15 protein-coding genes are annotated in these 17,740 nt (G+C 64.1%); 1 reads left to right on the top strand and 14 read right to left on the bottom strand.

Annotated elements, in window-relative coordinates:
- Window positions 1-63: 63 nt before the first annotated feature.
- The 3 genes from FOM02_RS41000 to FOM02_RS40990 are packed head-to-tail and all read right to left on the bottom strand — an operon-like array spanning window position 64 to window position 3,144.
- Window positions 64-1,311, bottom strand: coding sequence for an urea ABC transporter substrate-binding protein (locus FOM02_RS41000; RefSeq protein WP_027557114.1), 1,248 nt, complete (start codon window positions 1,309-1,311; stop codon window positions 64-66).
- A 10-nt stretch (window positions 1,312-1,321) separates the two neighbouring features.
- Entirely contained in the window at window positions 1,322-1,987 is a 666-nt protein-coding gene (locus FOM02_RS40995; protein ID WP_027557113.1) for an ANTAR domain-containing response regulator, read from the bottom strand.
- Window positions 1,984-3,144, bottom strand: coding sequence for a transporter substrate-binding domain-containing protein (locus FOM02_RS40990; protein ID WP_027557112.1), 1,161 nt, complete (start codon window positions 3,142-3,144; stop codon window positions 1,984-1,986). The genes FOM02_RS40995 and FOM02_RS40990 overlap by 4 nt, the downstream gene beginning before the upstream one ends.
- 491 nt (window positions 3,145-3,635) lie before the next feature.
- Between FOM02_RS40990 and FOM02_RS40985 the strand changes: the two genes are divergently transcribed.
- Entirely contained in the window at window positions 3,636-4,535 is a 900-nt protein-coding gene (locus FOM02_RS40985) for a LysR substrate-binding domain-containing protein (RefSeq protein ID WP_027557111.1), read from the top strand.
- A 165-nt stretch (window positions 4,536-4,700) separates the two neighbouring features.
- On the opposite strand, the gene FOM02_RS40980 is transcribed toward FOM02_RS40985, so the two are convergent.
- The 11 genes from FOM02_RS40980 to FOM02_RS40930 all read right to left on the bottom strand — a co-directional run bounded on the left by FOM02_RS40980 (window position 4,701) and on the right by FOM02_RS40930 (window position 17,718).
- The gene (locus FOM02_RS40980) at window positions 4,701-6,191 is read right to left on the bottom strand and encodes an amidase (RefSeq protein WP_027557110.1); all 1,491 of its coding nucleotides are present in this window, start codon (window positions 6,189-6,191) and stop codon (window positions 4,701-4,703) included.
- A gap of 16 nt (window positions 6,192-6,207) precedes the next feature.
- Window positions 6,208-7,005: an FAD binding domain-containing protein gene (locus FOM02_RS40975; protein WP_027557109.1), complete on the bottom strand. Its 798-nt coding sequence runs from the start codon at window positions 7,003-7,005 to the stop codon at window positions 6,208-6,210.
- Between the two features lie 13 nt (window positions 7,006-7,018).
- A complete protein-coding gene (locus FOM02_RS40970; RefSeq protein ID WP_265441026.1) occupies window positions 7,019-9,406 on the bottom strand; it encodes a xanthine dehydrogenase family protein molybdopterin-binding subunit in 2,388 nt (795 codons plus the stop codon).
- A gap of 2 nt (window positions 9,407-9,408) precedes the next feature.
- On the bottom strand, window positions 9,409-9,900 hold the full coding sequence (locus tag FOM02_RS40965; protein WP_027557107.1) for a (2Fe-2S)-binding protein: 492 nt from the start codon (window positions 9,898-9,900) through the stop codon (window positions 9,409-9,411).
- Window positions 9,901-9,919: 19 nt separating this feature from the next.
- Window positions 9,920-11,026 carry an ABC transporter ATP-binding protein gene (locus FOM02_RS40960; RefSeq protein WP_027557106.1) on the bottom strand — a complete coding sequence of 369 codons (1,107 nt, stop codon included), beginning with the start codon at window positions 11,024-11,026 and terminating at the stop codon, window positions 9,920-9,922.
- 18 nt (window positions 11,027-11,044) lie between these two features.
- Entirely contained in the window at window positions 11,045-11,950 is a 906-nt protein-coding gene (locus FOM02_RS40955; RefSeq protein WP_027557105.1) for an ABC transporter permease, read from the bottom strand.
- Entirely contained in the window at window positions 11,947-12,825 is an 879-nt protein-coding gene (locus FOM02_RS40950; RefSeq protein ID WP_027557104.1) for an ABC transporter permease, read from the bottom strand. The genes FOM02_RS40955 and FOM02_RS40950 overlap by 4 nt, the downstream gene beginning before the upstream one ends.
- Before the next feature lie 83 nt (window positions 12,826-12,908).
- A complete protein-coding gene (locus FOM02_RS40945; protein ID WP_027557103.1) occupies window positions 12,909-14,258 on the bottom strand; it encodes an ABC transporter substrate-binding protein in 1,350 nt (449 codons plus the stop codon).
- 523 nt (window positions 14,259-14,781) lie between these two features.
- Window positions 14,782-15,165 carry a cupin domain-containing protein gene (locus FOM02_RS40940; protein ID WP_051378480.1) on the bottom strand — a complete coding sequence of 128 codons (384 nt, stop codon included), beginning with the start codon at window positions 15,163-15,165 and terminating at the stop codon, window positions 14,782-14,784.
- An 11-nt stretch (window positions 15,166-15,176) separates the two neighbouring features.
- Window positions 15,177-15,881, bottom strand: a complete 705-nt coding sequence (locus FOM02_RS40935; protein ID WP_051378482.1) for an SDR family oxidoreductase — start codon at window positions 15,879-15,881, stop codon at window positions 15,177-15,179.
- A gap of 37 nt (window positions 15,882-15,918) precedes the next feature.
- A complete protein-coding gene (locus FOM02_RS40930; protein WP_027557100.1) occupies window positions 15,919-17,718 on the bottom strand; it encodes a thiamine pyrophosphate-binding protein in 1,800 nt (599 codons plus the stop codon).
- Window positions 17,719-17,740: the final 22 nt, after the last annotated feature.

The following is a 17,740-nucleotide window of genomic DNA, read 5'->3' as shown; positions in this document are numbered from 1 at the left end:
ACGCAGCGAGATGTTCTTGACCGCCCCGGCCCGCCGCGAGGGCCGGGGCGATCAGCCGCCGGGTCAGGGCTTCGGCGGAGGATTCGACGGCGTGTACTGCGCCATCGGATCTTTCTTGGTGAGATCGCAGCCGGCTTCACCCAGCCAGTACGGCTTGATGTCCTCCCAGACCTTCGGGAAGGAGATCGAATGATCGGCACCGACCTTGGCGAGATAGATCGTGTGCGACATGTGCTGGCTCTTCGGGTCGATGCAGACCTTGCCTTCCGGCGCGTCCATGCAGACATCGCCCAGCGCGATCACCTTTCGGATGTCCTCGCGCTTGGTCGACTTCGCCCGCTCGACCATCTGCTTGTAGAGGTAGACGGCGAGATAGGAGTTCTCCGCCTCCTGGTTCACATAGGGCTCGCTCGGGAATTTCGCTTTGAACTTGGCGTAGAACTCCTTGCTCTTCGGCGAGTCGATTTCCTCGATGTAGTTGGTGGTGACGTACATGTCCTTCAGGCTCGGCGGCTTGAAGCGCTTGTGCTCGTAGCCCTGGCCGACATTGACCGAGGACGCCATCGGCAAGTTGACGTTGGCGGAGGCCGCCTGCTCGTAGTAGGAGGCCTGTGCGGTGCCGACCAGCAGCGTGACCACGAAGTCCGGCTTTGCCTTCTGGATGTTCTGGATGCTCTGGGAGAATTGCGATACGCCGAGCGGGATGAACTCTTCGCCGGCCATCTTGCCGCCGTTCTCCTTGACGATCTTGCGCACCCATTCCGCCGAGATCTGACCGAAATTGTAATCGGCCGCGAGCGTGTAGACGTTCTTGCCGTACTTCTCCATCATGTAGGGAATGAGCGTCGAGAACTGCTGCTCCGGCACGGCACCGGTGACGATCATGTGGCCGTCGCAGACGCCACCTTCGTACTGGTTGTTGTAGAAGGCGAAGCCGTTGAACTGGTCGACGATCGGGCGGTACGCCTCGCGCGAGGCCGAGGAGAAGCCCGCGAACACGACGTCGACCTTGTCGCGCTGAAGCACGCGCCGCATGAATTCCTGGTAGCGGGTGTTGTCGGACTGAGTGTCGTAAGCGACGAGCTCCAGCGGCCGGCCCATGATGCCGCCGGCTTTGTTGATCTCGTCGGCGGCGAGTTGGATGGCGTGAACCTTGCCGATCGTGGCCGCGGCGAAATCGCCGGACTGATCCTCCAGCACGCCAAGCTTGATCGGGTTTTCCGCCGCGAGCGCCGATTGTAGGGGTGATCCGAGGACAAGCGTCCCCGTGAGGGCTGCGGCGCGCAGCCCCCGCAATACAGACTTGCTCATTTTGCTTCTCCTAGATGGCCTGCTTCTTACCGCCTTGCAGCGTGATGCCGGTCGTGCGGCTGGACGTATCGGGCGGCTTCGCCCGCTTGCTCAGAAACTCCTCGCAATAGAGTTCCATGTTCTGCCGCGCGCGCATGCTGTCGCGACGGAGCTGGGAATAGGCACCTTCCTCGTCGAGGCCGCCCTGCTGCATCAGCAAGATGACCGCCCGGATCACCGCGCGGCGGCCGCGACGGCGCTCCTCGAGGACCTGCAGGCGCTCATACATTTCGGAGCGCAGCAGGAACTGGTTGATGCCCATGAACAGGGAGGTATAGACCGCACCGCCATGCACCGGCTTGCGCAGGAACGAGGTGGCGCCGAGATTGACCAGCGCCTTCAGCCGGCTCGGAGCCTCGACGCCGACGAGACCGATCACCGGCACCGGCGGCAACCGCGAGGCCGCGCTGACTTCGATTGCCACCGCGCCTTCAAGATCACCGTCGACGAACAGGATGTCGCGATCGGCCTGGAGGCCAACGACATCGATCTGGGCACGGCCGTCGATGATCTCCGGATATTCAGTGGAGACGCCGAGTTTGGCCAGCGTGGTTTCGAGCGTGCTCTCCCACCCCCCTCGCCGGGTGACTACGATGGCACGGCCGCCCTTGAAGTTCTGTAACAGTCGGGAGCTCATGATTGCACCACCTTCAACAGCGGAGAGCGCATGGCGCTTGCAAAGCGCGGCGACGACTGGACGAGATAGGGATCGGGCGCGATCGGCTCGCGCGATTCCAGCAGCACTTCGAACTGCCCGTTGGCCGCCGAGCGGCCGATCCGCGGCGTGAGCCACGCGTGAAAGGTCTGCCGGTCGATACGAACCTCTCCTTGCGGTGCGCGCAGTCGCTGGTCGGCGACCGCGGCCCGCACCGTGCGGGCGTCGTCGGTGCCGGCCTGCGACAAGGCCGCCGCGAGCAGCTTGACGGCGATATAGGAGGCTTCGGCGTCGGCCGACGACACCGGCCCCTCCGGAAACGATCGCGTATAGGCGGCGATGAAGGCGGCATTTTCGGGGGAGTTCAACGAGGAGAAATAGACGCTCGATGATAAATGCCCATCGACCGCATCGAGGCCGATCTCGGGCAGCTCCGGCTCCGACAACGTGCAGCTGGCAACGGGGATTTCCGCTGCCTGATCGATGCCACGCGCGCGGCAGGCGGCGCGGAACGCGCGGAAGAACGCGTAGGCGCTGGTGCCGATCAGGTTGTTGAAGACGAAGTCGGGCCGCTGGTCGATGATCGCCGCGATCACCTGGTCGACTTCAGTATCGCCGACCGAGAGATAGCGCTCGGCCAGCACGGTGCCACCACGCGCGGCAAGCGCCTCGCGGAAGATGCGATTGTTCTCCCACGCCCAGATGTAGTTGGAGCCGACGCAGAAGGCGCGCTTGCCGACGCGCGTAGCGAGATAGTCGACCAGCGGAAGGACGTGCTGATTTGGCGCGGCCCCCGTATAGACGACGTTGTCGGAGCTCTCGAAACCCTCGTAGTGCGAGGGATACCAGAGCATGCCGTCGAACTTCTCGAAGCAGGGAATGACCTCCTTCCGGCTTGAGGAGGTGTAGCAGCCGACGACGTGACGGATCCCGGAGTTGAGCAGGTCCCGGCTAAGCGAGCGGTACTGGGCGAGATCGCCGGTTGGATCGACCACGACCGGCTCCAGCGCGATCGTGTCGGAGCCCGCGTTCATCTCGCTGAACGCGAGCAGCGCTCCGTTGAGCATCGAACGCGCGACGACGCTGTACGATCCCGTGGTCGAGAACATCACACCGATACGATATCGCGTCCGCGCCATCACTCGATCCAAAACAAAAAAGCACCCGCCGGCCGTTAAGCCGAGGGCGCCCTCGCCGCCAACCGAACACGCGAGGTGCGCGTGGTGTTGGAAATGATTTGAACTCGTCGCGTTGACGGGCTGAGTTGCCCAACGCTTGGTTGATACGGTCGTTGAGATCGAAACCGAAGTCAAGCGCGTTATTGCAGCGCAGGCTGCTGGAATTCATATCGCCATGCAGCAAATCTGTGCAGTGCTGCTGAGCCCGATCCGATCAGGCTCGACTTGCCGCAAGCCGAGAATGTGGCTGTGTCCTCGTCCGGCAGGCCGACGACATCCGCGGTCAGCGCATCGCGTTCTCGCCGCGTCTTGGTTTCGATGTCGCGATTGATGATGTCATCGCGAATGGGCTAGCCTTCTTGATTGAAGCCGGTCCGGGTCCGCCACCACAACCGCGGCGCAGCGTGCGCTAGCATGGATTTTGCATAAATTCTGGGCGATATGGACGCCGCATGAACCTCATCAGTCTCGACATCCGCATGCTCCGGTCGCTGATCTCGGTGGTCGAGACCGGCAGCATCACCGAGACAGCGCGAAGGCTGGGCCGCACCCAGCCGGCGATTACCCTGCAATTGCAGCGGCTGGAGGAACTCACCGGCAAGCAATTGTTCGAGCATGGCGGCCGCAGGCTGACGCTGACCGAGGACGGCACCACCGTCCTCACCTACGCCAAATCGATCCTGAGGTTGCACGACGAGCTGATTTCGCAGCTTGCGTCACAGGAGATCGAGGGCCAGGTCGTGCTCGGCACGCCCGACCTCTATGCCGCCTTCATGCTCCCCTCGATCCTCAGCGTATTCCGAAAGTCCTTCCCCCGCGTACAGGTCGAGCTCAACTGCGCGCTGTCGACGCCGCTGGTCGGCCTCGTCAAGCGCGGCGATGTCGACATCGCGCTCGTCACGCGCATGAACGATTTCACCGGCGGCCAGGTGGTGCGGCGCGAACAACTGGTCTGGATGACCGGAGAGCAATCCGCCGCGCATCAGGAACGTCCGATCCCGCTTGCGCTATTGCCGCCGGGCAACATCTATCGCGACTACGCCATCGACACGCTCGAGCGCGCGAACCTGCGCTGGCGCATCGCCTGCGTCAGCGAAAGCGTCGGCGGACTGCAGGCTGCGGCCTTTGCCGGCATGGCCGTCACGGTGCTCGGCCGCAGCGCATTGGTGCCGGCGATGCGCGAGATCGGGCCGAACGAGGGTCTGCCGCCGCTGCCGAAGATCGAGCTGCTGCTGTACAAGTCCAGCGGCGCCACCTCGAAGGCAGCCACCGCGCTGCACGACTATCTCGCGCATTATCTTCGCCTCGATGAAGAGCTGAGCGGCCGCGGCGCGCCGATCGAGCTCGGCTAGGCGCGCAAGAACTCGAAAACAACCCCATGCACAGTAGAACTGCCTTGTTCGCAAAGGGCTTTCCGCGCCATGTCTCGGAAAGCCAGGAGGCGCCACTTTTTCGGATCGTGCTTTGGCGATTTGACACGTCGGGCAAAACACTGGCACACTTGCATTATGGCCGTTTCACCCCTTGGCGCGCCCTCCACCCACATCACGTAACGCGAGCTGCGGCCAGAACTTCGCCCAGGGCTGCGCCTGCTCGAACGCGGCGGCGATGCGGAAGATCGTGGGTTCGTCGAGCCAGGGCGCGATGATCTGAAGCCCGATCGGCATGCCATCGCGATCGAAGCCGCAGGGCAGCGTCGCGGCCGGCAGACCCGCGAGGTTGATCGGCCAGGTGAAGGGCGACCAGCCGAGATGCGGATCGACCTCGCGGCCGTCGATCTTATCGACACCGATCTGGCCAGCCTCGAATGCGGTCACCGCGACCGTCGGCGTCACCAGCGCATCGACGCGCTCGAACAGTTTGACGAAAGCACTGCGCGCCTGGCCGCGCCGGTAGCTCGCTTCGACATAATCCGTGCCGCTGTAATGCCGCCCGGCGCTGACGACATCGCGATAATCAGCCTCAGAACTGGCGAGATCGGCCGTCGTCTTGGTCGCGACGGCGGCAGCCTGTTCGGTGAAGGCGATCGGCTTCAGTGTGTGTTCCAAAATACCGGGATCGAGGCCTGGACCATCCATTGTGACCTGCGCGCCGCAGGAATCGAGAATGGCGAGCGCTTTGCCAAACGCCGCGCAGACGTCAGGGCTGACGGCGGCGTAGCCGAGATCGGCGCTGGCGCCGATACGAATGCCATCCAGGCGTCCTGCATTCGTATCGAAGCGGCGCGTGGACACCGGAAGGCTTGCGGCATCGCGCAGATCGTAGCCTGCGATGATTTCCAGCGTCAGCGCGGCGTCCGCCACCGTCCGCGTGATCGGCCCGGTATGCGCGAGCGAGGCCCAGGACGGCGGCGAGAAACCGGGCGAGCGCGGCACGAGGCCGAAAGTCGGCTTCAAGCCGAACACGCCGCAGAAGGAGGACGGCACGCGGATCGAGCCGACGCCATCGGTGCCGATCGCGATCGGACCGCAACCGGCGGCCACACCCGCCGCCGCACCGCCGCTCGACCCGCCGCTGGTGCGGCCGGGATTCCAGGGATTGCGCGTGATGCCGGTAACCGGGCTATCTGCCGTCAGCTTGTAGCCGGACTCGCAGGTCGTCGTCTTGCAGGTGATGATCGCACCAGCCGCTTTCAGCGCTGACACCACGGCAGCATCGGCTTCGGGCACAAAGCTCTTGTTCATCGGCGAGCCGGCATAGGCCGGCACTCCCGCAACGAAGACGAGATCCTTGATCGTGACGGGTACGCCAGCGAGCGACCCCTTGGCCTCGCCTGCCCGCATCTCTTTGGTGACACGGTCGGCATCCGCCCTCGCCTGCCCGTACATCGGCGTCACCACCGCATTGCAGGCTTCGTTCGTCGCCTGAAGTGCGGCGATGGTATCGTCGACGACGTCGCGCGGAGTGAACGCCCTGCGCCGGTAGCCAGCCATGATCTCGGTTGCAGAAAGAGCGCCAAGGCCAGTCGGCGCCGGCGGGAAGGCCGTTCGGCCGGAACCATCAGTCATCATCAACCCTAAGGAGCTAGCTGAGCGCCGTGTCGACGGCGCGCTTGGCCATGACCGTGACGAGATGCGCACGGTAGTCGGCTTCGGCATGGATATCGGAAGTGAGGCCGTCTGTGTCGATCCTGATCGCCGCGATCGCGGATGGATCGAAACTGCCGGACAGCGCCGCCTCCATCGGCGGCACGCGGAACACGCCCGGCCCCGCGCCGGTGACGGCGAGGCGGACCCCGTCGGCGAATTTGGCCACGAACACACCAACCAGCGCGTAGCGCGAGGCCGGCGCTTTGAACTTCGCATAGCCTGCCTTGAGCGGCACCGGAAAGCGGATCGCGGTGATGATCTCGCCCGGCTCAAGCGCGGTCTCGAACAGACCGAGGAAGTAGTTGTCGGCAGCGATCTCGCGCGTGCTGGTGATGATGGTGGCACCGAGGCCAAGCACGCCTGCGGGATAATCAGCGGCCGGATCGTTGTTTGCGACGGAGCCGCCAATCGTGCCGCGGCTGCGCACGGCGGGGTCGCCGATCATGGACGCAAGTGCCGCGAGCCCGGGAATTTTCGTTTGCACCAGTTTCGAGGCCGCCACCACCGCATGCGGCGTCATCGCGCCGATGGTGATCGTGGCACCGTCGTCGGTGATGCCCATGAGGCTTCCGAGCTTCGACAGATCGATTAGCGCGACCGGGCTCGCCAGCCGCTGCTTCAATGTCGGGATCAGCGTCATGCCACCGGCCACGAGCTTGCTGTCCTCGATCGAGGTCAACAACTTGGCCGCATCGGGGATCTGGCCGGGTTGGTGGTACCCAAATGGTTTCATTGTTGTGTCCTCCCTATTCCGCGGCCACCGGCAGCGATGCGTTTTGCAGCAACCGCCAGATCCGGTTCGGTGTCGCCGGCATGTCGACATGGGTGACGCCGAGATGCGACAGCGCATCCACCACGGCGTTGATGACGGCGGCGGGCGAGCCGATGGTGCCGACCTCGCCGCAGCCTTTCACGCCCATCGGTGTGTGTGTGCAGAGCGTGGAGTGGGTCGCCACCTTCATCATCGGCAGATGATCGGCGCGCGGCATGCAGTAATCCATGAGCGAGCCTGAAAGGAGCTGGCCCGAGCCTTCGTCATAGACCGCGTTCTCGAACAGCGCCTGGCCGACGCCCTGCACGATGCCGCCGTGCAGCTGGCCTTCGACGATCATCGGGTTGATGACCGTCCCGACGTCGTCCACCGCTGTGTAGTTGACGAGCGTCACCGTACCGGTCTCCGGATCGACCTCGACCTCGGCGATGTGGCTGCCGCCGGGATAAGTGAAGTTGACGGGATCGTAATAGGCCTGCTCCTCGAGCCCCGGCTCCAGCACCTCGAGCGGATAGTCGTGCGGCACATAGGCGGCGCCCGCGATCTCTTCGAACGTCTTGATGCGGTCCGTGCCGGCGACGGAAAATTTTCCGGCCTCGAACTGGATGTCGGCCTCGGACGCTTCGAGCAGATGCGCGGCGATCTTCTTGCCCTTGACGATCACCTTGTCGGTCGCCTTCGACAGCGCGGCGCCCCCAACGACCAGCGAGCGCGAGCCGTAGGTGCCCATGCCGAACTGCACACGGTCAGTGTCGCCGAACACGATGTCGACATTCTCAAACGCGACGCCGAGCTTGTCTGAGACGATTTGCGCGAAGGTCGTCTCGTGGCCTTGGCCATGATTGTGCGTGCCGATCATGACCGTCACCTGGCCGGTTGGATGCACCCGCACCGTGGCGCTCTCATAGAGACCACCGCGCGCGCCAAGCCGCCCTGCAAAGCGCGACGGCGCGAGGCCGCAGGCTTCGACATAAGTGGAGTAACCCAGCCCGCGGAATTTGCCCTTGCTGGCGGAGGCCGCCTTGCGTACGCCAAAATTCTTGACGTCGGCGGCGACCAATGCGCCGTCGAGGCAGCCCATGGGATCGCCGGAATCATACTGCACCAGCACCGGTGTCTGGTACGGATAGGCTTCCTTCGGGATCATGTTGCGGCGGCGGATCTCGACGCGATCGATCCCCATCTCGGCGGCTGCGACGTCGACCATACGCTCCAGCACGAAGGTCGCCTCGGGCCGGCCCGCGCCGCGATAAGCGTCGACAGGCACGGTGTTGGTGAAGACCACCTTCACATTGCAGTAAATCGCAGGCGTGGTGTAGACACCGCCCAGCAGCGGACCATAGAGGTTGGTCGGAATGTTGGGACCGAACGTCGATAGATAGCCGCCCATATTGGCCAGCGTCTTGACCCGGAACGCGAGGAATTTTCCAGTCTCGTCGAGCGCAAGCTCGGCCTCGGTGACGTGATCGCGGCCGTGGCGATCGGAGACGTAGCCTTCGGAACGGCTCGCGACCCATTTCACCGGCCGCATCACCCGTTTGGCCGCCCAGGTGATCACGGCTTCCTCGCCGTAGTGGAACTGCTTGACGCCGAAGCCGCCGCCGACATCGGGCGCGACCACGCGCAGCTTGTGCTGCGGGATGTTCAGCACCAGCGCGCCCATCAGGAAGCGCACGACGTGCGGGAACTGGCTGGTGGTCCACAGCGTGTAGCGGTCGGTACCGGGCTCGTATTCGGCGATCGCCGCGCGCGGCTCCATCGGATTGCCGATGAGGCGGTTGTTGACGAGGCTGAGCTTTGCGACATGCGCCGCCTTCCTGAAGGCGGATTCGACCGCAGCCTTGTCGCCGAGCTCCCAGTCGCAGCAGATGTTGTTCGGCACATCGTCAAACAACTGCGGCGCATCTGGTCGGATCGCCTCGAGCACACCGACCACCGAGGGCAGCACCTCGTAGTCGACCTTCAGGAGCTCGGCACCCGCATTGGCCTGCTCCGGCGTTTCTGCGATCACGAACGCCACCATGTCCCCGACGAAGCGCACCTTGTCCTGCGCCAGCATCGGGAACGGCGGCTCCTTCATCGGCACGCCCTTGGCGTCGGTGATGCCCCAGCCACAGGGCAGCGAGCCCAGTCCGTCGTCGGAAACATCGTCGCCGGTCAGCACCGCGATGACGCCGGGCGAGGCCAGCGCCGCGCTCTTGTCGATGCCGCGCAGCACCGCATGGCCATGGGGCGAGCGCACGAACACGCCTGATGTCATGCCCGGGCGCTTGATGTCGGAGACGTAGTTGCCGCGGCCGGTGAGGAAGCGCTGGTCCTCTTTGCGCTTCGGTGCGGCGCCGATGCCGATCACAGTGCCCATAGTCACTCTCCCTTGGCGGCATTCATGGCGGCGGCGCCGGCCATGACCGAGACGACGATGTTCTGATAGCCGGTACAGCGGCAGATGTTGCCTTCAAGGCCGTGACGGACGTCGGCTTCCGTCAGGTCCGGTTTCTCGGTGGCAAGTGCGACCGCGGTCATCAGCATGCCGGGCGTGCAGAAGCCGCATTGCAGGCCGTGATGCTCGCGAAACGCTTCCTGCATCGGATGCATCCTGTTCGAGCCCGGCGCGCCCTTGAGGCCCTCGATGGTCAGCAGCGTCGCGCCGTCAAGCGCGGGCGCCAGCAGCGTGCAGCTTTTCACGGGCAGTCCGTTGAGATGCACCACGCAGGCGCCGCACTGGCTGGTGTCGCAGCCGATATGGGTGCCGGTGAGATTGAGCTGCTCGCGCAGCAGCTCGGCGACGAGCGTCGCCGGTTCGACGTCCACGGTGGTTGGCCGGCCGTTGAGTGTAAAGGATATCTGCACGGTCATACTCCTGCGCGACGGGGCTCTAGGCGAGTGGCAACGCGCTGCCGGTGGCCCACGTGGCCATCACGACATCGCCGACGGTGAAGGGATCTGCGAAGAAGGTCTTTTCCGGCACATAGGCGACGAAATCGTCGTCCGGCACCGTGTCGAGCATGACCTTCACGAAGTAGCCCTGGTATTCAATCGCGAGCACCCGGCTCGGAAGCGACGTGGTGCAGCCCGGCGGGAGCTCCCTGCCCGGCCTGACCAGCGCGACGTCATCGCGACGCACAGCAATATCGACCTTGTCGCCGACGCTGACGGTCGGGCGAGCCAGAAGCGGCACCTCGATGCCGGAGGGAGCAGCCTGCGCCAGCGTGAAGCTCGCACCGTTGACCTTCTCGACCCGACCCGACAGCACGTTCTGCCCACCCATGAACTCGGCGACGTAGCGGTCGTGCGGATGGGCGTAGACCTCGCGCGCCGGTCCTGCCTGCTTGATCCTGCCCTGCTCCATCACCACGACGAGGTCGGCCAGCGCTATCGCCTCGAGCTGGGTGTGAGTGACGTGGATGAAGGTGATGCCGAGCTCCTGCTGCATCCGTCGCAACTCCTGGCGCATCTGGACCCGGAGCTGCTCGTCGAGCGCCGACAGCGGCTCGTCGAGCAGCAGCACGCGCGGCTCGGTAATCGCCGCACGCGCCAGCGCCACCCGCTGTTGCTGGCCGCCCGAGAGCTGGGCCGGCAGGCGGTCGGCGAATTGCGTCAGCCGCACCTTCTCGATCATGGCGTCTGCGGCGCGCAGGCGATCGGCCTTGGACTGGCCCCGCACCCGCAGGGCGAAGGCAATGTTCTCGCGGACCGTCAGATGCGGGAACAGCGCGTAGGACTGGAACATCATCGCAGTGCGCCGCTGCACCGGCGCAAGGCCCACCACGTTCTGGCCGCCGATCACGATCTCGCCTGCGGTCGGATCCTCGTGACCCGCGATCATGCGCAAGATCGTGGTCTTGCCGCAGCCGGAGGGGCCAATGAAGCAGCAATAAGCGCCATCGGCGATCTTGAGGTTGACGCCGTCGACGACGTTGGTCACGCCGTCAAAGCTCTTGCAGACGCCTGCCAGTTCGATATCGCCGCGATCGCTCTTCATTCCTGACTCAACCCCTGCTCAACCTTCGGCCCGGCCGCCGCGCTTCTTCTGAATCAGCACGATGGTGCCGAGGCTGGCGCCGATGACGATGAAGGAGACGATGGTGGTCACCGTGCCGAGCGCGTAGAGCGAGGGCGAGGTGACGTTCAGCGTCATGCTCCAGATTTCCAGCGGCAGCGTGTTCAGCGAGCCCGCGGTCTGCAGGCTGCGCGCGAACTCGTCGTAGGACAGCGTGAAGCCGAACAGCGCGACCGCGACGAGGCCCGGCGCCAGCACCGGGATCATTACGAGCCAGATCGACTGCCAGCGGCTGGCCCCGAGATCGTAGGCCGCCTCCTCCCAGACGTGATTGAAGCGCGACATCACTGCGAACATCACGAGCACGCCGAACGGCAGCGTCCAGGACAGCTGGGCGCCGAGCGCCGAGGTGTACCAGCTCGCATTCAGCCCGAGCGCCTGGAACAGGAGCCCGGTGCCGAGGCCGAGCACGAGACCGGGCGCAACCAGGCTGCCGATCATCATGTAGAAGACGAACGTGTCGCCGGGAAAACGCCTGCGGAAGCCCAGTCCGGCCAGGAATGATACCACCACCGTAATGACGGTGACGATGACCGCGAGCTTGATCGAGCGGTCGAACGAGCCCTTGACGTCGCCGGTCCGCACCTGGGTGAAGAGATCGACGAACCAGTGCAGCGAATGGCCCTTCATCGGGAAGACCAGGCCGCCGCGGATGTCCTGGAACGAGAGGATGTAGATGCAGAACATCGGGCCGTAGAGCGCGACGACGTAGAGCCCGAACAGCGTCGCCAGCAGGTAGAACGTCCAGGGCCGGCCGCCTTTGCTTGGCGCGATCGCCTTGGTCGTCGCAGGCGCGACCGACTTGGACAGGTCGGATTTAGGCATATCGGCGAGAACGGCGCTCATCGCGTGATCTCCTGCCGGATGTCCACGGTGCGCAGGATCAGCGAGACGATCGCGACCAGCACCAGCGTGAGCAATACCGCGCTCGCGGCCGCGGTCGGATATTGCAGCACGCCGACGTCCTCGTAGAAGGCGCTGACAACGGAGGCCGAGCCGCCGCCGGACATCACCTTGACCACGAAGAAGTCGCCCATCACGATCGAGACCACGAAGATGGTGCCGAGCGCGATGCCGCTCTTGGACATCGGCACCACGATCAGGCGCATGATGTCGAAGCGGCTGGCACCGGCATCGATCGCGGCCTCGATCAGCTTCTTGTCGATCCGCGCCATGGAGTTGAAGATCGGCACGATCATGAAGATCGTGAGCTGGTGGACATAGGCGATGACCACCGCAAGGTCGGAGAACAGCAGAACCTCCAGCGGCTGGCGGATCACGCCCATCGCCAGCAGCGCCTGGTTGATCAGACCTTCCTTGCCGAGCAGCGGGATCCAGGAAATCATCCGGATGATGTTCGAGGTCCAGAACGGCACGGTGCACAGCAGGAACAGGCCGATTGCCAAGAGCTGGTTGCGAACGTGGAACACCAGGAAGTAGGCGACGAAGAAGCCGATGATCAGCGTGAAGACCCAGGTCAGCACCGTGAACTTGATGGTCGCCAGATACAGTTTCAGCGTCAGCGCCGAATGCAGCACCTCGACATAGCTTGCGAGCGTGAAGCCCGGCGTCAGTCCGCCAAAGCCGTCGGTGGCGAAGAAGCTCGCGGCCAGCACGACCAGGATCGGCGCCACGAAGAACGGCACCAGCACCAGCACCAGCGGCGACACATAAAGCCAGCCGGCGAGATTGGAGCGCGATGGACTTGGACTAGGCTGCATGTCAGCGAACGCCTCGAAGCCGGTCTTGTCGCACCGGCGCGTGACGGCGCCGGCGCCCTTGTTTAGGTCAGGGAAAGCAGGTTTCAGGCCACCTTGAAGTCGTTCCAACGCTTGTTCATGTAGGCGGCTTCGTCCATCAGCGTGTTCCAGCACGAGATGTTCTTGACGCGATCCAGGAACGAGCCGCCGTCGCGCTTGGTGCCGGCCTTCTCCATCGCAACGCCATAGGGATCGTTGACCACTTCGGGCGCGGGCTGGCCCTCGTACCAGAATGCCCATTCGGCCGGCGTGAGGAATTTCTTCGCGGTCGACGGCACCGGGCTGTAGTAGCCGTAGCGCGCGACGAAGCCGCCCTGCCAGCCCGACAGATACCAGTTGAGATATTCGTAGGCCGCATCGAGCTTCTTGCCGGAGAGATGCTTCATCAGGCCCATGCCGTTGCACCAGCCGCGATAGCCTTCCTTGCCGTTCTTGACGTTCACAGGCGCGTAGACGCAGGGAATTTCCTTGACGCGGACGGCTGCGACCGCCGGCGACCACATCGACTGGATCACCACCTCGCCCGCCGCCATCAGCTGCACCGACTGGTCGAAGGTGGTCCAGGTCGCACGGAACTGGCCCTGCTTCTTCAGCTCGATCAGCTTGTTGCAGGTGAAATCGATCTCCTCCTTGGTCATATTGCCCTTGTTGCCGTACTTGATCAGCCCGGCGCTTTCAAAGCAGAGCGCGGCGTCCATGATGCCGATCGCGGGCACGTCGAGGATCGCGGCCTTGCCCTTGAACTTGGGATCGATCAGATCCTTCCACTCGGTCACTTCATGACCAACCAGATCGGGCCGATAGCCGATAGAGTCGGCGTTGTAGACCTGCGGCAGAAACGTCGCCCATTCGGTGACGCCGTCATGCAGGTCGGTGGAGTCGGGCTTGGAGATGTACATCGCCTCATAGGGCGAGATGCCCTGGCGCGGGATCTTGTGCCCGTCGATCTCGCCCTTGGTGAAGATCGGCAGGATGTTGTCGAACTCCTTGATCTTCTTGACCTCGATGCCCTGGATCACCGCCCGCTTGGCAGCGAGCTTCGCCTGCCATCCCTCGAGGTCGGCGATGTCGACCGTATTAGGCTGGCTTATGAAGCGATTGATGGCAGCGGAAGTGTCGAGGTTCTGCATCGTCACCTTGAAGCCGAGATCCTTGGCAGCCTGGTCGCCGATCGCCTTCACCACCGAATAGGACACGCCAACATGGCGCAGCTCGATATCCTTGATCTCCTGCGCCCAGATGGTCGGAAAGCCACGGATCGCATCCGATCCCGCAGCGGCGCCCGCGATTGCGGCCGCTCCCTTCAACAGCGTGCGCCGGCTCAGCTTTTTCGCACGCCTCGCGTCTGCTTCCGCCGGATCGGAAGTGAATGTCCCCTTACCCCTGTCAGACATGGCAACCCTCATTGGTTACGATGAACGCTCGCCGATCGGCATTGACCGGCTGCGGATGTAATCAGTTGCGCGTGAGGCTAGGGACAGGATTTTGCGAAGTAAAATTGGAAGTAAAAATTTGCGACATAAGCGCCACTAATGGCTCAGCTCTCTGCACTTCATCGCGGCACGCGGCTCAGGAAGGCGGCACGGCATATGGGCAGATCGCGATGAGCCGTCGGCGCTTGCCCTGCCCTCGCGCGGCTTCCTGACTTCCCGAGTTTGCGTCTTATCAATAGAGAGAACGACTTCCTCGCTGGCCCTTATTAATTTTCCTGATCCCCCGGTGCACACGTCGTGCGCGCTCCGCCTTCGAACTGGTTGAAAATCCTGAACCCTCGCTGCAGTCCCTCATCCGCCAATTTGGGCTAACTACAACCAGGGAAGATCGTCGAGGAGCACCAAAGGTGGTTCGCTTTGTGTCAACGGCAGCCTCGTTGGGCTGGAGCCTGTCCATGTTCCGGAAATGCGTTCACCACCTGTGTCAGATTGGCCCCTCACCGTCGGTAACGGGTGAGGTAACTACCAGAAAGACCAAGTCCGTCAGGCCCGAATTCGAGATCGCATGCTCAACGCCCGGCGGCAGAAAGATCACGTCGTGCTTGCGCACGACATATTTCTTGCCAGCGATCTCCATCAGCCCCTCGCCGTCGAGGACGTGATAGACCTGCTCCTGCACCTTGTGATGATGCCGCGCGACATAGGCCATCGGCTGGTACATCGAGATGCGGTAGTCGATGCGACGCGAGCCTGCGGTCTCCGGCATCACCAGCGGCTTTGACAGCGCGCCGCCGAAATGGTTGGGAAATTCGCGCCAGGGCACCTCGGCGATGTTGCGGATGAAGGCGCCGCCAGTTTCCTCAATCATCATCCTGCTCCCTAGTTCACGAGCGCGCCGCCGTCGATATAGACGATCGACCCCGTGGCAAACCCGTTGGACATGAAGCTCGCGATTTGCCGGGCGATGTCATCCGCCACGCCGACGCGGCCGACCGGCAATGCGGCCGCCGTCTTCGCCAGCATCTCCTTGCGCGCCGCTTCCGGCATCGCGGCGCGGATCGGCGTATCGACCACGCCCGGCGAGACCGCATTGACCCGCACCGGCGCAAGCTCGAGCGCGAGCGCACGGGCCAGCGACTCCAGCGCGCCATTGGCCGCACTGATGATCGCCGAGTTCGGCCGCGGGCGAACGCTGAGAAAGCCGGTGACCAATGTCAGCGAGCCGCCGGGCCGGATCTCCGCTTCGCGCGCCACGCGCCAGGCGCCCCAGAATTTGCCTTCCATCGTGCCGCGCACATCCTCCATCGAGACCGTCTTGAATGGTCCGGTGCGAAGCTGCGCGGCCGTCAGCACGACGTGATCGACCGGGCCGGTGCGGCGGAACAGGTCAGCGACGCTCTGATCGTTGGTCACGTCGGCCGGGATCGCCGTCACCTTGAGCCGCTCCGCGACGGGATCGAGCTTTGCCGCACTGCGCGAAGCGATGATGACGTCCGCGCCCTCTCCCTTCGCAAGCTCAGCCGTGGCAAGGCCGATGCCTGAGGAGCCGCCGATCACGACGACCTTCTTGCCTGCGAGCGTCATTTTCATCTCCCCGATACGTTTTGATTGACGATCTGGATCAGCCCGGCTGGAAGCGCGTGCCGATGCCGGCCTTGCTCTGGCCGAGGCCCGGCAATTCCCAGACGCCGGCGCCGGCCGGATTGACGTCGGCGGCGATGTCGACATCGATCAGATAAGGCCTGTTGGCGGCGATGCCCTTGCGGATCGCTTCGCCAAGATCCCCGGCGCGATCGACCCGCACGCCCTCGACACCGCAGGAGCGCGCCATCGCCGCGAAGTCAGGGTTGTAGCGCTCGCCCGTCTCCGGATGCTTGAAGTCGGTCGCAAGCTCGCGTCCACCGAGATAGCCGCGCTGAAGACCGCGGATCGAGGCATAGGCGTAATTGTTCCAGACCACCCAGACCACGGGCAGATTGTATTCCACCGCCGTGCCGAGCACGTTGGCATGCATGAAGAAAGCGCCGTCGCCGCATACTGACACGCAGGGACGATCGGGCGCGGCGAATTTCGCGCCCATCACGCCGGCGACGCCAAAACCCATCGGGCCGAACCCCATCGAGCCGATCAGCGAGTCGGGCCGCTTCGGCTTGCAGAAGCCGAGCAGCCAGTTGTGATGCACGCCGATGTCGGAGACGAGGATCGCGTCATCCGGCAGCGCCTTGTCGATCTCGGCCGCCGCGCGCTGCGGATTGATCGGCGTCGAGTCATCGGAGAAGCCGGGCGCGACGAACTTGTCCCACTCCTTGCGATAGCCGTCGATTTGCATCAGCCATTTCTTGCGTGCATCGGATTTCTTGAAGAGGTTGTCGCGGCGGTCGAGCTCGGCATGGACCTGGCGCAGGAAGGTGCGCACATCGGCCATCAGGCCGAGCGCGACGGGATAGTTGCGGCCGATCTCCTCGGGGTCGATGTCGACATGGATCAATCTCGTCGGCGGGATCGTGAAGGAATAGCCGGGGATCCACGAGCTCGACGTGCGGTCGTCGAAGCGAACGCCGAGCGCGAGCAGCACGTCGGCCTGACGTGTCGCGTGGTTGGCCTGGTAGTGGCCGGCCCGCGCGACGAGGCCGAGCGCGAGCGGATGGTTGACGTCGAGTGCGCCGAGCCCGCTGGCTGACGCCGCAACAGGAATCTGAAGCCGTTCGGCGAGCTTGCGCAACTCCTCCGCCGCGCCGCCATAGCGCACGCCCTGCCCGACCAGCATCACCGGCCGTTCGGCCGAAAGCAGCATGTCGACCGCCTTCTCGACGCCGTCCGGATCGGCGCCGCAACGGCTGGAGATGTTGACGTTCCATTCGATCGCCTTGGGCGCCTCTTCGGCCGCAGACTCCATGAAGACATCGAAGGGCACGTCAACCACCACGGGACCGGGACGTCCCGTGACCATCGTCTTCCAGGCCTGCCGCACGGCGAGCGGCACCATCTCGCCGCGCGTCGGCTGAAACACCTTTTTGCAGATCGTGCGCACGGTAGACGGAAAGTCGGCCTGGTGGTGCCGATACATTTCCTGGAACGCGCCGCGGTTGAACTGGCTGGTCGGCACGTTGCCGGTGATCGCCATGAACGGCACGGAATCGAGAAAGGCGTTGGCGAGCGAGATCGGCAAGTTCGCCGAGCCGGGACCGCATGAGGTGAAGGTTGCAGTCGGCTTTCCCGAGACGCGGTAATAGACGTCCGCCATGAAGCCGGCGACGCTCTCGTGGTGCACGGAGATCGTCTTGATGTCGGACGAGCGCTCGTACAGCGCATCGATGAACTGGATGTTGCCGTGGCCGCAGAGCCCGAACACCTGCGGCACCTTCTCCTGGATCAGATAGTCGACAATGACCTGGGCGCCATTGAGCATATTCTTCGACATCAACGTCTCCTGCCGGCCCACG

It is taken from the genome of Bradyrhizobium sp. SEMIA, from assembly GCF_014844175.1.
Classification (GTDB): Bacteria; Pseudomonadota; Alphaproteobacteria; order Rhizobiales; family Xanthobacteraceae; genus Bradyrhizobium; species Bradyrhizobium arachidis.
Note: the sequence above shows the minus strand (reverse complement) of the source record. Positions and strands in the feature narration are given on the sequence as shown.

Bases quoted from the DNA above. Each gene is read 5' to 3' on its own strand.
- FOM02_RS41000 (WP_027557114.1), bottom strand. From the start codon at position 1,311: ATGAGCAAGTCTGTATTGCGGGGGCTGCGCGCCGCAGCCCTCACGGGG.
- FOM02_RS40995 (WP_027557113.1), bottom strand. From the start codon at position 1,987: ATGAGCTCCCGACTGTTACAGAACTTCAAGGGCGGCCGTGCCATCGTA.
- FOM02_RS40990 (WP_027557112.1), bottom strand. From the start codon at position 3,144: ATGGCGCGGACGCGATATCGTATCGGTGTGATGTTCTCGACCACGGGA.
- FOM02_RS40985 (WP_027557111.1), top strand. From the start codon at position 3,636: ATGAACCTCATCAGTCTCGACATCCGCATGCTCCGGTCGCTGATCTCG.
- FOM02_RS40980 (WP_027557110.1), bottom strand. From the start codon at position 6,191: ATGACTGATGGTTCCGGCCGAACGGCCTTCCCGCCGGCGCCGACTGGC.
- FOM02_RS40975 (WP_027557109.1), bottom strand. From the start codon at position 7,005: ATGAAACCATTTGGGTACCACCAACCCGGCCAGATCCCCGATGCGGCC.
- FOM02_RS40970 (WP_265441026.1), bottom strand. From the start codon at position 9,406: ATGGGCACTGTGATCGGCATCGGCGCCGCACCGAAGCGCAAAGAGGAC.
- FOM02_RS40965 (WP_027557107.1), bottom strand. From the start codon at position 9,900: ATGACCGTGCAGATATCCTTTACACTCAACGGCCGGCCAACCACCGTG.
- FOM02_RS40960 (WP_027557106.1), bottom strand. From the start codon at position 11,026: ATGAAGAGCGATCGCGGCGATATCGAACTGGCAGGCGTCTGCAAGAGC.
- FOM02_RS40955 (WP_027557105.1), bottom strand. From the start codon at position 11,950: ATGAGCGCCGTTCTCGCCGATATGCCTAAATCCGACCTGTCCAAGTCG.
- FOM02_RS40950 (WP_027557104.1), bottom strand. From the start codon at position 12,825: ATGCAGCCTAGTCCAAGTCCATCGCGCTCCAATCTCGCCGGCTGGCTT.
- FOM02_RS40945 (WP_027557103.1), bottom strand. From the start codon at position 14,258: ATGTCTGACAGGGGTAAGGGGACATTCACTTCCGATCCGGCGGAAGCA.
- FOM02_RS40940 (WP_051378480.1), bottom strand. From the start codon at position 15,165: ATGATTGAGGAAACTGGCGGCGCCTTCATCCGCAACATCGCCGAGGTG.
- FOM02_RS40935 (WP_051378482.1), bottom strand. From the start codon at position 15,881: ATGACGCTCGCAGGCAAGAAGGTCGTCGTGATCGGCGGCTCCTCAGGC.
- FOM02_RS40930 (WP_027557100.1), bottom strand. From the start codon at position 17,718: ATGTCGAAGAATATGCTCAATGGCGCCCAGGTCATTGTCGACTATCTG.